Here is a 14,613-nt window from a genome sequence, read left to right on the forward strand (position 1 = left end):
CTTGACTTCGTTCATCCCGAAACACATTATTCGATATAAATCTATCTTGTAACGCATCGATTCACTTAGGATCACGTACCAATGCCGCTACAGGAGATTCCATTTTCCTGATCGGCCCATTTCCATCACTCATCCTTCACCCAAGGCGAGGATCACCATGTTCTTCAAGCTTCGCGTATTGCAGGCTGCAGTGCGAAAACTGCAAAGTCCGTTCGTTGCGCAAGAGACTCGGCGCGCTCATCAGTGCGGCCTCAAGAACCGGCGCGATCTTCGATACTGGCGAGGGAAGATGCTCGTCTCCATTGCGCAAATAAACGCCGGCCTGCTTCTTTCCACGGGTTTGGTCTGTACCGCTGCCAACGCGGCGGAAGATTCCATCACGAACCATCAAGGCGACATCACACCGATGTGCGGCGCGAAGCCGATGATCGTCGGCGTGTCGGACGGCTACGGCGGTAATACGTGGCGCAAGACGGGCCTCGCGGAAGTCAAGGACGAGCTCAGTCGGTGCAAGAACGTCACACGGGTCATCTACAGCAATGCCAACGGCGATCCGCAGAAGGCGAATTCCGACATCAACAGCATGGTCGCGCAGGGCATCAACGTCCTCATTCTTCTTCCTGACTTCGGCGCGGTTCAGCTTCCCGCAATGCGGGCCGCCATGAAGGCGGGCGTCGCGGTTGTCCCGTACTCGGCTCAACTGGCTGGCGTACCCGGCCGTGACTACGTCGTCAACGTGGTGGGTAATACGCAGCAGATCGGTGTCATGTGGGCTGACTGGCTGGGAACCACACTCAAGAAGGGAAATGTGGTGTTCATGGGTGGATCGCCCGGAGCGACCACCTCCCAAAACTTCATGGACGGTCTGAGAAGCGGACTCAAGAAGTACCCGGGTCTGAAGTTGCTCAACGAGCAGTACATCGTGACGAATTGGAATCCCGTCGACGCCCAGAAGGCCACGGTCGGTCTCATCGCGCAGTATCCGAAGATCGACGCCATCGTGACGGATGGCGGCGAAACCGCGCTGGCCGCCGTAAAGGCATTCGAACAGGCTCACCTTCCGGTCCCCGCCATCGCGACGATTGCAAGCGACAACCAGGTGAACTGCCATTTTGTCGCGGCGAAACAGTCGGGCAAGCCATATCCCTATTACACACTCGACGGCACGACGACTTACGTGCGTTTTGCGGTACGCCAGGGCGTCGCTGCCTACCAAGGAACCGTCAACAAGGAATCCCCTTCGATCCTTCCGTTCCCGTATGCGGACAGCGCGAAGGGGCTCGACCCGAAGTGCGATCCCGCGGCACCGCCGGATGCCGACCTCACCTCCGCGCTCCCGCCGGAAAAGCTGAAGGCCGTGTTCGAGCATTGATAGCTGATTAGAGTCCTGAACGAACAGCATTCACTGCGGCAGATCGATGGGGTGACGACGATCTTTCCCGGCGTGCGGGCACTTGACAACGTTACCCTGTCGGAAAAAAACGGCGCGGGCAAATCCACCCTCATGGCTGTGGCTTCGGGCGCCCTCGTCGCTGACGGCGGGCGCGTCGTCATCAATGACGAGCAAACCTCGGGTAACACCGAACCGGCGCACGCCACCGTATTCGCGAAGCGCAAAAGATCGCCAACCGCATCACGGTGCTTCGCGACGGCTAGAACAGAGACCGCCGATGTCCCGGTCAGTGTTGCATGCCTCATCCGACGAATTTCGCATGCGCAATTGATCCGCGTGCCTTCCAAGGTATTAATCGCTTTCGCTCTCGTGGCGACGGCATCCGTCTTCGCCCGGACGACCGCGTCGGGCGCAAATTCGTTCCGCGACAACGGTGGCTTTAGGTACGCGCGACGCGTGCGCCGAGAGCCTGGTGATACTGGATGTGAGCATCGCGGGGGCCCGACTACGTCACCCAACGTCGGACGGTAGTTCGGCGAAACAATCTTCGATTCGGCAACACCCTGCAGTATGCACACAGACGGTTCCCGAGGATCTTCTGCGCTTCACGGCCGTAGAAACGGTGAAGCGTTCGCGTCAACCACGACAAGCTTCTGTCACGGTCATCGACGACCTCCATTCCTCAACAAATGCTCACCGACAGGCGGCACACGACCGTCGCCCACACGCCGTTCATCAGGGCATTCCCTGGGTTCCTTGACTTATTTTATTCTATGACGCATGATTCTATATAAATCGATTGATTGCGGAATCATCTCAGCAAAAACGATTTAATTACGAGAGTGACCAGCTCCTTGCATCCCTGCGTTTCTTACCGCGTAGGGGGTCGCAGGGCAGAAGCGGACTCGAGGATCTCGAATGTGTGGATATGGACGTGGTGAGGAGGTCGCCGTGGTGTGCAAGCAGTCCAGCCGGGGTTCGGGTCTCCCCTCCAACGACGTGCGGCTCGAAGCGCCTATGCGGGTAATCCGGGAAGCCTCCACGCAGCGCAAAACGTTTCGCGTCTCGCGCAAGGCGGATACGGGCCGCGGCTTCTCCGGATCGACCCGCCAGAACCTCTCAAATTGATTGCCGTGGGTTCGTAAGATTTGCGAACCCAAATTCACTACCTGTGTTGAGGATCATCATGACCGAAAAACTGCCACTCTGGGAAGCCGCCAAACGCGAATTGGAGGAGTACCAGTTTATTGCAGGGGCCGAGTTGCAGCCCAAGTGGAACGTGCCGGAGAAGGTCGCAATCAACGCCGCGGTTTCCGGCCGCTTTGAAGACACGTCGTCCTTCCAGGCGTACGTGGATGAAGCGACCAGCGTGATCGAGGCCGGTGCTTGCGGCGTTCACATCGACTTCTCGTTCATGAGCGACGCGCAGGGGCGCCGCATGGATCGCGACATCCTGCCGGTCGAAGCGTACAAGCAGGTTATCGAGCCGCTGCGCGCCCGCTTCGGCAACGATTTCGTACCGAACGTGAACGTGCTGAACGGCACGACGTTCGATATGTGCCTGAGTCCCGCTCGCGAAGGCCTGACCGAAGTCGCACCCTGCGCGCCGGGCCATCCGGAAGCCTTCGCGTTGCCGGCCGTCATGACGCTCGAGGAAGTAGGGGTCAAGCCCGAGCTGGCGGTCCACAGCTCCGGCGAAATCGAGCTTGCCAAGCGCAAGCTGATCGATACCGGCATCCTCAAGAAGCCGTACAACTGGCTGATCCTCTACGGTCTGCCGTTCAATGTCGGCCGCACGCTGGTGTCGGGCACTTGGGTTAGCGACGCCCAGGACATGACGCAACACATGTTCCTGATGGTCGACCAGATTCGCAAGATCGATCCGACCTCGGTTATCAGCGTCTGCGCGGCAGGCCGCGCATCGCTCTATATGACCACCCTCGCCACCATGATGGGTCTGCATATCCGCGTCGGCACGGAAGACACGCCGTGGAAATACCCGAACAGCGACGAGCGCCTCAAGAGCAATCTCGAGATGTTCACGATGGCGAAAGACATTGCCGCCCTGCTCGGCCGCAAGCCGGCAACGGCCAATGAATACCGGGAACTGATCGGCAAGCCGGCCCGAACTTAAAGGGATCGCGCGGCCATGGTCGCGCAAGCGGACAGCGGCGCAGGCACAACGGGAGTAGGCGTTCGGATGCAAAGATCAACGCAGACGAAGCCCGCTTCGCATAGCCGACACCGCTGTACCGCGTTGCACTCGGGGCGACGTCCTCGTGACTCAGGAAGGAGGACGCCAGGTCCTCGTAGATGAACACGCACGCGACCGGCGATGGCTTCCGGGTAGTGAAATCCTGCTCTGATTGGCGAGCAACTTCGCTCTCAGACCGGCAAGCATGATGAATAGAATACATGATGCAGAAAGGTGCGATCCGGCTACGTCGGACGCGCGGAGGTCGTGAGTCCGTTGCCCATTCCGCGTCTTCGGGATGGCTTGCGCATGAAGGGTTGTACAGCTCGAAGCCCTGCCCAGGAAACACATGGCGGGCGCAGTATCAGGTCTATTGCGGATGTGAGCGTTCGAGAGCAAAAGGAGAGTGACAAATGAGTGGCAAGCCGCATGATGCAGGCTCCCCGGCGGTGCAACTCTGGAGCCGTGACGGATTTCAGGGGGCGCTGTCAGTTGTGACCCGGCCGACCTACGCGCCTGATTTTCTTTCCGTGCAGGGGCCGCACGCACCGCGGCGTGCCGTCCTTGAGCGCTTGGCGCCTGACGATCAGGACGACCCCGAGGCGCTTCCGACCACCGTGGCGACTTCCAGGCTCGGCGTCAGACTGCATGTGTCGGGACGGCGCAAGCCCATGCCGTATGTGGTGCGCAACGTCGAAGCGGACGAGATTCATTTCATCCAGTCCGGCACGGTCAGGTTCGAAACGGACGTGGGCTGTCTCACGGCGACGGAAGGGGACTTCGTCTGCATTCCCCGATCCGTCGCGTACCGCTATGCACCGACGGGCGATGCCATGCGAAGCCTCATCGTCGAGAGTCCCGCGGCCCTGAAGCTCGCTCCGCCTGCGCCAAGTGGCCTGCTCAACGTTGCACGCGATCTGAAGTTTGCCGAGATCGACGCCAGCATGCCGGCCGGCGGCCCGACGCGGCTGGTGCTGAAAACCCTCGACACCGAGAACACGGTGTTCATGATGTCGCATGATCCGCTCGCGCTCGGCATGCGCCTGTCCGAGTCCGTCCCGGTGTGGAAGCTTAATCTGGCCAATATCCAGGTTCACGCCTACCTGCCTGAGGGCGGTCCGCCGAGCCAGTTTCTGTCATCAGGCACGGGCGACATTCTGATGTTCAACCTCAGTGCGCGCCCCGGGGGGCGGCCGCCGGTTCACATCAACGCCGATTTCGACGAGGTGATCTGTTACGTGCGGGGCCCGGGGGCCTGGGGCGGTTGCACGGAACCCGGCACGTTGACCTGTGTGCCAAAGGGGGTCATCCATCACGGGCCGTCGGAGGACGTTCCTGAGGGCTATCAGGCCTGGTTGCTGGAAACACGCGCGACCCTGCGTTGGACGCCGAAGGCCCTCGCTGCTTCGGAGCTGATGGAGACGGGACAATACCGGCCGCATCCGAGTACGGTGAAGTGACCGCTGGCGTATTCCGACTCGGCCGTCAGGTTACATTCCGGATTTGCTAGTGGATCGCGCTCGCGGTCGGTTTCAATCCACTCACCCAACGGCGTGGCACCGATTTGCTTCAGCCCCGACGGTTCAATCAAGGAGACCCAAGTTGGATGCGAAACTTCAGCAGCTACTGGATGAAGCGGAGATTCGCCGCGTTCATATCCGCTATTGCCGCGGCATCGATCGGATGGACTGGGACCTCGTGCGGTCGTGTTATCACCCGGATGCGATCGACAGGCACGGCGTGTACAACGGAGGTGTCGAAGGTTTTATCGACTGGGCAGCCGAGTTGTTGCCGAACTTCGAATCGACGCAGCACTTCACCGGCAATCAGTATGTCGAGGTCCACGGCGATGTGGCGTTTGCGGAACACTATGCGCAGGCAAGCCACCGCACGAAACCCGATGGCGACAAGCCTGCGATGGATTGGGTGGTGAACATTCGCTACGTGGACCGCATGGAGCGGCGAAACGGTGAATGGCGAATTGCCGATCGTGTGGTCGTGCTCGACTCCCAGCGATCGGACCCGGTTCCAGGAGATCTGGCACCGCTCGAAAATTCCAATGTTGGACGCCGTGACAAGGAAGACCCATCGTACAAATACCAGATCGTATGAGGGAAGCGGCCGGTGTCTGTGGCCGGCTCCAGAGAGCCAACCTGAGAGATCAGGCGCTCAAGGTTACTGCAGTTACCTAAACGTTAGAGGAAGCAATGGAAGGGAAATATCGTGTCGGTATCGTCGGCCTGAGCCCAGGACGCGGTTGGGCGGCAACAGCCCATATTCCGGCCTTGCGGGCCTTGTCCGACGTCTTTGAGCTCGCAGGCGTGGCGAATACGAGCCTCGCGAGTGCGCAGGCCGCAGCCGCCGCGTTCGGCATTCCGCGGGCATTCGAAAGTGCCGCTGCGCTGGCCGCATCGCCGGACATCGATATCGTCGTCGTCACCGTCAAGGTTCAGCACCACAAGGAAGTCGTCACGGCAGCCCTGCAGGCGGGCAAGAGCGTATACAGCGAATGGCCGCTCGGCAATGGGTTCGAAGAAACCATCGCGCTTGCCGAACTCGCGCGCGAGAAAAAGGCTTTGGCCGTCGTCGGCGCACAGGCGATCGCCTCCCCCGAAGTGCAGTTCATGCGCAAGCTCGTCGCGGGCGGCAAGATCGGCGATGTCCTGTCTTCGACGTACGTCGGATCGGGTTTCAGCTGGGGCGACGACATCCTGCAGGGCGACGCCTACGCCATGGACAACCGGAACGGCGCCACGCTGCTTTCCGTGATCGGTGGGCACGCGATTTCGGCGATTGACGCCGTCCTCGGCGACATCGAACAGATCGGCGCGGTGCTCTCGCAACGCAGACAAACCGCGCGAATCATCGAGACGGGCGAAACCGTCGAGATGAAAACGCCCGACCACCTTATGGCGAACGCGGTTCTGCGCTCCGGAGCGCCGCTGTCGTTGCAAATCCGCGGCGGCGTGCCGCGCGGGACGAAGCTGCTGTGGGAGATCAACGGAAGCGAGGGCGATCTACGCGTCACCGCGAGGAATGAATATGTCCCGGCGGTCAACATCTCGCCCCTGCGCGTCGAGTTCGGACGCAAAGGCGAGAACGGCTACGAGGAACTCGACATCCCGGATCCGTTCCCGATCGATGCCGACGATGCCGTTGCAGCGCGCAATGTCGCCGGCGTCTATCGGTTGATCGCCGATGATCTGCGCGATGGCACTCGCACGGCGCCCAGCTTCGATCATGCGCGCGCACTTCACAAAGTGCTCCATGCAATCGAGCAGTCGAGCGAAACGGGCAATCGGGTCAGAGTGAGCAAGTAGCAAGTGTGCGCGGCTCTCGTATGCGCCGTACACGCACATGAAGCGTGAAGACACGAGTGTGCAGTGCCTCATCCTGTCCATGTTCGGCCGGGGCCGCGAGCGGGACGCTGCAAGCGGGTTGCAGGTGATGGTCCTGACTGGCCTCGCGGCGGACGCGAACGTCCTTTTGGTGTGCGAGGCAGGTCAGTTGGTCGTAGTCACGCGATCAAGGCGAGCGTGCTAAGGAGAAGATGATGGCTAGCGCAGGAAAGTCGTTACGCTCGATGGTGGAACACTGGCTTGCTCCTACCTCGATGGACATCGTGCATGTGGTCGAATTCAAGAACCGGCGTGCAACGCGGCAATGCTATGTGTGCGTCGAAGCACGCAGGGCCGCCGGAACCGCAGCATTATTCTTCTTTCGCCACAAGGACGGACTCTGGTGTATTTTTCCGCCGAGCCGGGAGCGTCCGACGATGCGCGTGGTGTGAGCGCACCGCCGCTCTCCGCACGCCGATCAGCAATGTCCCCACGACATCGTCGTTGTGCCAACGACCGGCCGGCGGCTAATCGATCACGGAGTCGCTCTGAGACATCTGAATCAGGTTCGATTCGATCTGGTGCATGACCTTCCAGAAGACACGCATGTCCTTCTGCGAGATTCCGTCGAGCGACTCCGAAATCATGTCAGTCAGATCGGGCAGCAATTCGTCGACGAGACGCTTGCCTTCTTCCTGTAGCATGACGAAATACTTTCGCCTGTCGTTTGGATCGCGGACTCTCTTCACCAGGCCGCGCTTCTCCAGGTAGTCAAGGGCGGGGACCGCGGTCGTCGACGCGATGCCTACGCGCTTACTGAGCTCGAGTTGATTGACCTCGCCGCGTTCGGCGAGCACGCGAAGGTAGTACCAGTACGCAATCGGAATAGTTTCCCTGTCGAGGATCTTCTGCCCCTGGGCATCGTAGAGCCGGTGTACCGTTCGCGCGATCCATGGAACGGTTCTGCCGCGATCATCAAAAACGTCTGATGCTCTCTTCGCTGTCGCCTCGACTAATTTGGGAGCGCTCGGGGCTGCCTTGATTGCAGATGAATTGGATTTGGGCATTCACTCATTCCTCGCCATGGGATCGAGCCATCGGTCGGTGCTACCTGTTCAAAATGGATTCAACCAAAACGAAATGATACAGCAGGATTAACACCGCCTCTATGGACAGCGAGGCGAGAAACGGCTTCGGTTGCGGCAAGCGGTACGCCTGCAGGTCCTGAGCGTTCCGTGGAGGGCGGGCCGTCTCGGTTGACAGGACGGCCGCATCAAGCACATAGCGGCATCAAATGGCGAGGAATCCTCCGTCGACCGCCAGTTCGGCTCCCGTCACGAAGGACGCCTTGTCCGAAAGAAGCCAGACGGCGGCAGCAGCAATCTCCTCCGGGACGCCGATTCTTCCCAGTGGGTGACTGGCTCGAATCTTCTCGATCAAGTCGGCAAATTGCGGATCGGACACCAGCGCCTGAACCATTGGCGTGTCCACCGCACCTGGGAGGATGGCGTTGACTCGGATGTGCTTGTCGCCATAGTCGACCGCTGCGCCTTTTGTCACCCCCAGCACACCGCCCTTCGAGCCGCAGTAGTCTGCTGCACTGCGCATCGCTACGCGGCCCAGCGTGGACGAAGTATTGACGATGGACCCGCCACCCGTTTGCAGCATGGCGCGTATCTCATGCTTCATGCAAAAGAACACACCGTCGTAATTGACTGACTGAATTCGGCGCCATTGCGCGGCGGTCAGTTCGTGCAGCAGGACGTTCGTCTGCGAAAGACCGGCATTGTTGAATGCGCCATCGAGCCGGCCATACTTGTTCAATGCCGCAGCCACGAGTGTTTCGACTTGTTCTTCATCGGCTACGTTCGTGGCTTGGAAGATTGCGTCACCGCCCGCCCGCCGGATCGCCGAGATCGTCTGCTCTCCCGCCGCAACATCAATATCGGCGACCACTACGCGCGCCCCCGCCACGGAACACGCCAGCGCCGCCGCTCGCCCAATACCCGAGCCACCACCGGTGACGATGATGGTCTTGCCTTCGAGATCGCGATTCATTTCCTTGCTCGCCATAGATCAATGCTCGAACAGCGAGGAAATATCGGCGTAGATGCGGCATTCATCGATCAACTTGTCGTGCAACTTCCAGATCGTCGCGGCCGGAATCGTCAGCGTCGATCCATCCTTGCGTGTGTAAGTTACGGATATCTGGGAAACGATGACATCCTCGAACGCCCATACATTGACGAGGTCGTGTTTGATGCCAGCAAGCAGCCTCAGGAAATTCTGTGAAGTCGCTGCGGCGTTTGCGCGACCGATGACCGGATCGCTATTCGCATGGACGAATGTGCAGTTCTCGGTCAGACAGTTCGCGAACCCCTGCTCGTCCATCGAATCGATCGTTTCATAAACTTTTGAAACAAACTCGTTTACTGCTGCGGGTGTCTGCATAAACAACATCGTGAGTCGTCTCCTTTTTGATGATTGGGTCCATCACAGTTGCCGATGTGAAGCATCCCCTGCGCGGAGCGCACTGGGCGTGCCACACTTCTGGTGAAATCGCGTTGGTATGCCAAAAGCGGCAGCGCTCGCTTGACTCGTGTTAGCGACGCCGGCAATTTCGACGTCGTCAGACGAAGCGCGCAGCGCTGGTATGTGAGCCGCAATCGGCCAACTGCGTTACGCACTCAAACCGATGATGCCAACATTGAATCGTCCATCCATGGTCAGTCGCATCTGGCGGGACGCATCAGGCAGCACGTCAAAGGTTCGCTTCGGCGAGCCGTACCGCCGAATCGCTGCGCTTTATCACAGGCCGTACTCGTATGACGGGTCATCGCGATCGCGCCGCCCATAGTTCCAGTCGCCCAACGGCGCAGAGTCAGTGCTTACCGGGATCGTGCGCTCTGAATCGTACACAACGATGCGGTCGACAATTATCCATTCGTCATCACGCTTTTCCAGGCGATCGACATATCGCACGTTCACAACCCAGTCCGCAGCGGGCTTGCCGTCTGCGGGTTTCGTGCGGTGAAACGCCTGCGCGTAGTGCTCCGCGAAAGCGACATTGCCTTGCACCTTCACGTATTGGTTACCGGTGAAATGCATCGTGGTGTCGAAGAGAGGCAACACTTCCCCAGCCCATTTGATAAAACCTTCGACGCCACCTTCGTAAGCACCATGTCGGTCAATGGCGTCCGGGTGATAGCACGAACGCACGAGATCAAAGTCCATTCGGTCGATGCCTCGACAATAGCGCATATGAACTTCACGAATCTCCGCCTTGTCTTGAAGTTCCTGACTCTTGAAATCCAATTTGTGTCTCCCAGTTCAAGTAAGAAACTGAAGCACATCGCCCCGACTCAACCTCGACGATCGCCTCGACGCCCTGCCTCACTTTCCCTACACCGCTACCGCGGCTATCGCACTGCAAAAAAAGGATCTATGACTATTCGATTTATGTCGCATCATGCATCATGGTATTATTAGAGTCAAGTGCTTGCCGGTAGCGCCTGATGGGTCCGCTTCAAGTAGATCTCAGCACGCCGGCGTCGCTAGGGAAAGTCCCCAACTGTTCTTGACGATATGAACTCGCCGGTGGGCGGCCACTACATCGGTGCGGGAATAACACTCGGGCCCGCGTTGACGTTCGGATATCTGGCTGCCATGTCAATCGCTGGAAACAGGCAGGCGGAGGTAGACAGCAATGTAAATATCCCTACCGCCTCCACCTCTGAGTTGCGCATTGCCTGATAGCCAATTGCTTGTTGCGTGACTGAAGACAGCAGTGTCAACTGTATCGACGAAATGAGGTGACCGCCATGAAGCGACTTGTTTGCGTGATAGGCCTGCTTGCTGCTGCAGGCTTGACAACTCTGGTACTGGGATGGAGTGAGCCGGAACCGTCAGACGAGCCGTCCGGCAAGATTGGGTGTGCCTACTATGGCGAGACTTGCGTATCTCCAGAGGCTATTTCTAAAGCCTACTTCCGCCTGTTTCCATGAGATCTTCGCTCAGTCCCGGCGCGCGCTTGTGGTCCGGATAACAGGCTCACTGTTTCGGCATCGTTTTGGTGTGCGCCAACTGGCGAAACGGCGGTGTCGCCGCCCGCTCGGAGCGCGTTGACAGCCGAAATTTCCTTGGGCGTCACCGTAGTCCTCGACACGAACTGTCGAGCGGCCGATACGCGCGTCTGTCGAGAGCGTGCAAAAATTGGAGAGACTCCCAAGGAAGACCGCATGTGCTTCCGGCAGCGGTATCGGTTTCGACTGGAGTACGCTGCCGGTTGTCCGGCTCCGTGCGTATCCATGTTGTCGAATACCTAAAAACCGCCCTAGTGTTTGACACAGTAAGACTTCTATGGGGCATGGGAAGTCAAGCCCTTTAGCGATTTGCTTTCCTCAAGTCAGCGGCCTCCATTTGAGGTGGTGTGATATCTATTTCTGTTTGGAATCCTTTGTGACTGTTCAGCAGGAAGTTAGAGGCCGGAGTGTCTGATATCCGGGCGGTCTGCCCGGTGTAACTTCTATCCGTGCCGGCACCAGGCCGGTCACCACATACCGCATGCGCAGAGCGCTGGGACCACTCCGTTACCGAGGCACCCCATCTAAAACTACGGTTACCCGCCGGGCAACCCTCTTACTGTCCGGGTGCGCAAACCTGCCTGACCTGCGTTGAATGAGGGTCGCTGCTCAGGTTACAGCTCCGCCGCTGTCACCGGTTTGAGCTTTGCCCCTGCCGGAAATTCGCCATGTTCGAGATAGCGCCATATTGCGATTGCAAGACGGCGCGCAAGCGCGACAATGCCGATGCGTCGCGAACGCTTGCCCGCAGCGCCGAAGCGCTGGTTGAACCATTTGCTCAGCTCGCTGGCCGGCTGGAAGCGCAGCCAGCTCCATGCAAGCTCCACCATCAGCCATCGCACCCGCTTGTTGCCCGCCTTGCTGATGCCCTGTTCGACTTCACTGGTGCCGCTTGCATATGGCGTTGGCGCCAGGCCCAGACAGCCGGCGAGCTCGCGGCGATTACCAAACCGCCGCCATCCGAACAGTTCCTTCACGAGTGTCCATGCACTGCCGGTGCCAATGCCCGCCAGCCGTGCCAGCCCGGCAATGGCCGGTTGCTCGCCGTTGCGCACCTGATGAGCCTGCATTGTCTCAAGCGTCCTGATCTGCCGGGCGACAAGAGCGAGCCGCTCGAGCTCACGGTCAATCTCGGCACGCAGGTCCGGCAGGAGCTGCGCAGCGTGTTCCGCCCACCAGCGTCCCCAGGTGCGCCCACCGATGTGTTCAGTGCGCAGGTTGTGCAGCACCAGCAGCGAGCGGACACGGTTGCTGTGCGCCGTGCGCTCCTGCCGAAGGCGGCCGAGTTCCCGATGCACACGCCGTTGATCTTCCTGCTCAGGGCTCGGGATACGTGCGATCGCCCATAGCCGCCGCTCGCCTGCGTGGTAGCGCATCAGCATCGAGAGCAGTCGGTCGGCGTCGAGCCGGTCGGTCTTCGCGCGGCGTGCCCGCCGGCTTACCTCGATGCTGGCAGGGTCCACTACCAGGTTGGAGATCCGCTGCGCGCTCGCCCAGCGGTGCAGCCAGAAACCATCACGTCCGGCTTCGTAGCAGCTGCGAACCGGAGCGTCGTCGGGCAGGCGGCAACGCACCTTCGCTCTCGCAATCGCCTTCAGGACTGCCGCGGTATCGCCGGCAGCCACCGTACACCGGCTCGGCGAGCGAATGCCATCGCCAAGACAAAGCTTCCAGCTCCTGTCGCCCAACTCGAAAGCGACATACAACGAGCCGACCACCTTTACATCCTGCCCACTACGGGTCATGCCGGGCGTGTCCATTTGCGTGCTCCCATGAAGAAAACGGTTTGCATATTCCGTTTTACTCCTCAGGCTTCGCTTCTACTGCCCTCATAGTATCTAGAACTTATGCCGGATCCCGATACGAGCGACCGCCTGATGCCGATTCGAAGAAGGCGGCAAATCAGCGATGTTCGCGACCGCCGCGTGCCCGGTCGAGTCGTTTCCGCTAACCGTCTGCCACTCGCCTGAAAGATAGACATCGGTGCGCTTGGACAGCGTGTGATTCACACCGGCGGAGAACTGATTGTATTTCGCGCCCCCAATGGTTTGAGTCACGGCATTCCCTTTCAGGAAGTTATAAGCCGCTCCAACCGACCAATCCGGGGCAATCAGGTACTGCAGGCTGACTTCCGCATCGTTGAAATGCGCACTGCTTCCACTAAGCGCGGCAATGTTCGAATAGCGAATGTTCGAATAGGTCGCGCCCATGACGACGCGTCCAAACTTATAAGAACCGCCGGCCGCTACTACCTGGTACGTTCCTGCCGATGCATAGCCGCTGTAGATCGGGCTCGCGGTCAGCCCGTTCGACGCCGCGGTATCGCTTGGGTTGCTCCCGAACAACGACGCCGCCGGATTGTTGACGTGTGAATATGCCACGGACATGCCAAGCGGGCCCCTCACGAAATGGGCTCCGAAGGAGTATGCCTGGTTGGTTGCAAGCGAGCCTGGCACACCACCGAAGCTATAGAGGCCTTCGAAACTCAACCCGCCGAAGTTGGGGCTCTGGTACTTGACTGAATTGTTCTGGCGACGCGTGAAATTGAAATTGTCGAGGTCGCCGGGATGTGCCGCATGATCCGAGCCAAGATTTGAATCACCGAATTCGTATATTCCGACGTAGTCGACGATGGGATCATATTGCCGCCCGAGCGTCACGGTGCCATACCGGTCACTCGACAATCCTACAAAGGCCTGACGGCCAAATTCAGCGCCGCCTTGCGCGAGATTTCCGGTGTTGAGTTCAAAGCCGTTCTCGAGCGTAAAGATCGCCTTGAGGCCACCGCCGAGATCTTCGGAACCTTTGAGTCCCCAGCGGGATCCGTTCAGCCCGTTGTTGGCATCGAGTCGGAACAGTCTGCCGCCGCTTTTGCTGCCGGCAACAGGCGCGTTACTGATTGCTTCGAAACCCTCATCAATGATGCCGTATAAGGTAATGCTGCTTTGCGCGTACGCGGCAGGGACAGACACAACAAAAGCACATGTCACTATGACTTTTTTCATTAGCAAACTCGCAGGATGCCGGCGTCGCCCGCAGCGCGTGGAAAGCGCAAGCAGGTCCGACGACGCCGGAGCGGAAGAAAGAAGGCAAATCAAAGCCAATGGACGAAACGAACGCCGCCTCGATTTATTCCTCTGACTTTCAGAAAAGAGTCCGCGAGAGTTCTTTCAGCTCCGAATAACGTGGGCGACTGCGGCTGAACAAGCGTGAGCCGAGATCAGTTATCGGGAGGCTCTCGACGAGCGATCTGGCGTGTTTCACCGCGCATCACTTCGTCGCGCGTACACGTGTTGCCCATCACTTTCACGCGGCGCACATACACGCGCCCGCTAGTGTCGATCTGCATCGTGAGGTCAAGCGTGTAATGCGTCTGGTCGATCTATGGCTGTGCGGTATCAGTGCGATTGCGTAGCCATATGCGCCCTCCTTGTGGAATGTCGCTTAGGCGGTGGCTTGCAGCTTTTCCGCGAAGAAGCGCTAAGGTTGCCGTCGCGCGCAATTGCGAAATGTGACCTTCCCGCGACGCCTCTTCCTGGCAGACAGCCGACGCAAATTGCATCAAGCAAATGAATCTTCGCCTTACATTTCTCAACGTACTTCCTA

Annotated in this window: 13 protein-coding genes and 1 pseudogene; 6 read left to right on the forward strand and 8 right to left on the reverse strand. The window is 59.2% G+C overall.

The features are described 5' to 3' along the window. Nucleotides 1-136: 136 nt before the first annotated feature. Entirely contained in the window at nucleotides 137-391 is a 255-nt protein-coding gene (locus tag B0G74_RS46865) for a hypothetical protein (protein ID WP_243658389.1), read from the reverse strand. Between the two features lie 33 nt (nucleotides 392-424). Here B0G74_RS46865 and B0G74_RS31030 point away from each other — a divergent pair, with 33 nt between their 5' ends. From B0G74_RS31030 to B0G74_RS31060, 6 genes are all read left to right on the forward strand, one after another. Continuing rightward, entirely contained in the window at nucleotides 425-1,372 is a 948-nt protein-coding gene (locus tag B0G74_RS31030) for a substrate-binding domain-containing protein (protein WP_243658390.1), read from the forward strand. Nucleotides 1,373-2,579: 1,207 nt separating this feature from the next. Further along, nucleotides 2,580-3,527 (forward strand): 3-keto-5-aminohexanoate cleavage protein, encoded by a 948-nt coding sequence (locus B0G74_RS31040; RefSeq protein ID WP_132379619.1) that lies wholly within the window; start codon nucleotides 2,580-2,582, stop codon nucleotides 3,525-3,527. Nucleotides 3,528-4,000: 473 nt separating this feature from the next. Beyond that, nucleotides 4,001-5,047, forward strand: coding sequence for a homogentisate 1,2-dioxygenase (locus B0G74_RS31045; RefSeq protein WP_132379620.1), 1,047 nt, complete (start codon nucleotides 4,001-4,003; stop codon nucleotides 5,045-5,047). Nucleotides 5,048-5,189: 142 nt separating this feature from the next. Continuing rightward, the gene (locus B0G74_RS31050; RefSeq protein WP_132379622.1) at nucleotides 5,190-5,699 is read left to right on the forward strand and encodes a nuclear transport factor 2 family protein; all 510 of its coding nucleotides are present in this window, start codon (nucleotides 5,190-5,192) and stop codon (nucleotides 5,697-5,699) included. Between the two features lie 95 nt (nucleotides 5,700-5,794). After that, nucleotides 5,795-6,907 (forward strand): Gfo/Idh/MocA family oxidoreductase, encoded by a 1,113-nt coding sequence (locus B0G74_RS31055; protein WP_132379624.1) that lies wholly within the window; start codon nucleotides 5,795-5,797, stop codon nucleotides 6,905-6,907. A 233-nt stretch (nucleotides 6,908-7,140) separates the two neighbouring features. After that, nucleotides 7,141-7,377, forward strand: a complete 237-nt coding sequence (locus B0G74_RS31060) for a hypothetical protein (RefSeq protein ID WP_207915738.1) — start codon at nucleotides 7,141-7,143, stop codon at nucleotides 7,375-7,377. A 75-nt stretch (nucleotides 7,378-7,452) separates the two neighbouring features. Here the strand turns inward: B0G74_RS31060 and B0G74_RS31065 are convergent, their stop codons facing one another. From B0G74_RS31065 to B0G74_RS47690, 7 genes and pseudogenes are all read right to left on the reverse strand, one after another. Then, a complete protein-coding gene (locus B0G74_RS31065) occupies nucleotides 7,453-7,992 on the reverse strand; it encodes a MarR family transcriptional regulator (protein WP_132379628.1) in 540 nt (179 codons plus the stop codon). 223 nt (nucleotides 7,993-8,215) lie between these two features. Next, nucleotides 8,216-8,998, reverse strand: coding sequence for a glucose 1-dehydrogenase (locus B0G74_RS31070; protein ID WP_243658391.1), 783 nt, complete (start codon nucleotides 8,996-8,998; stop codon nucleotides 8,216-8,218). 3 nt (nucleotides 8,999-9,001) lie between these two features. Beyond that, nucleotides 9,002-9,385 (reverse strand): nuclear transport factor 2 family protein, encoded by a 384-nt coding sequence (locus B0G74_RS31075; protein ID WP_132379630.1) that lies wholly within the window; start codon nucleotides 9,383-9,385, stop codon nucleotides 9,002-9,004. 348 nt (nucleotides 9,386-9,733) lie between these two features. Further along, on the reverse strand, nucleotides 9,734-10,240 hold the full coding sequence (locus B0G74_RS31080; RefSeq protein WP_132379632.1) for a nuclear transport factor 2 family protein: 507 nt from the start codon (nucleotides 10,238-10,240) through the stop codon (nucleotides 9,734-9,736). 1,381 nt (nucleotides 10,241-11,621) lie between these two features. Beyond that, nucleotides 11,622-12,767: an IS110 family transposase gene (locus B0G74_RS31085; RefSeq protein ID WP_132374014.1), complete on the reverse strand. Its 1,146-nt coding sequence runs from the start codon at nucleotides 12,765-12,767 to the stop codon at nucleotides 11,622-11,624. A 78-nt stretch (nucleotides 12,768-12,845) separates the two neighbouring features. Further along, entirely contained in the window at nucleotides 12,846-14,012 is a 1,167-nt protein-coding gene (locus tag B0G74_RS31090) for a porin (protein ID WP_132379634.1), read from the reverse strand. Between the two features lie 242 nt (nucleotides 14,013-14,254). Next, a pseudogene (locus tag B0G74_RS47690) lies at nucleotides 14,255-14,487 on the reverse strand (outer membrane protein assembly factor BamA); the annotation flags it as partial. Nucleotides 14,488-14,613: the final 126 nt, after the last annotated feature.

This window comes from Paraburkholderia sp. BL9I2N2 (assembly GCF_004339745.1).
In the GTDB taxonomy this organism is placed as follows: Bacteria; Pseudomonadota; Gammaproteobacteria; order Burkholderiales; family Burkholderiaceae; genus Paraburkholderia.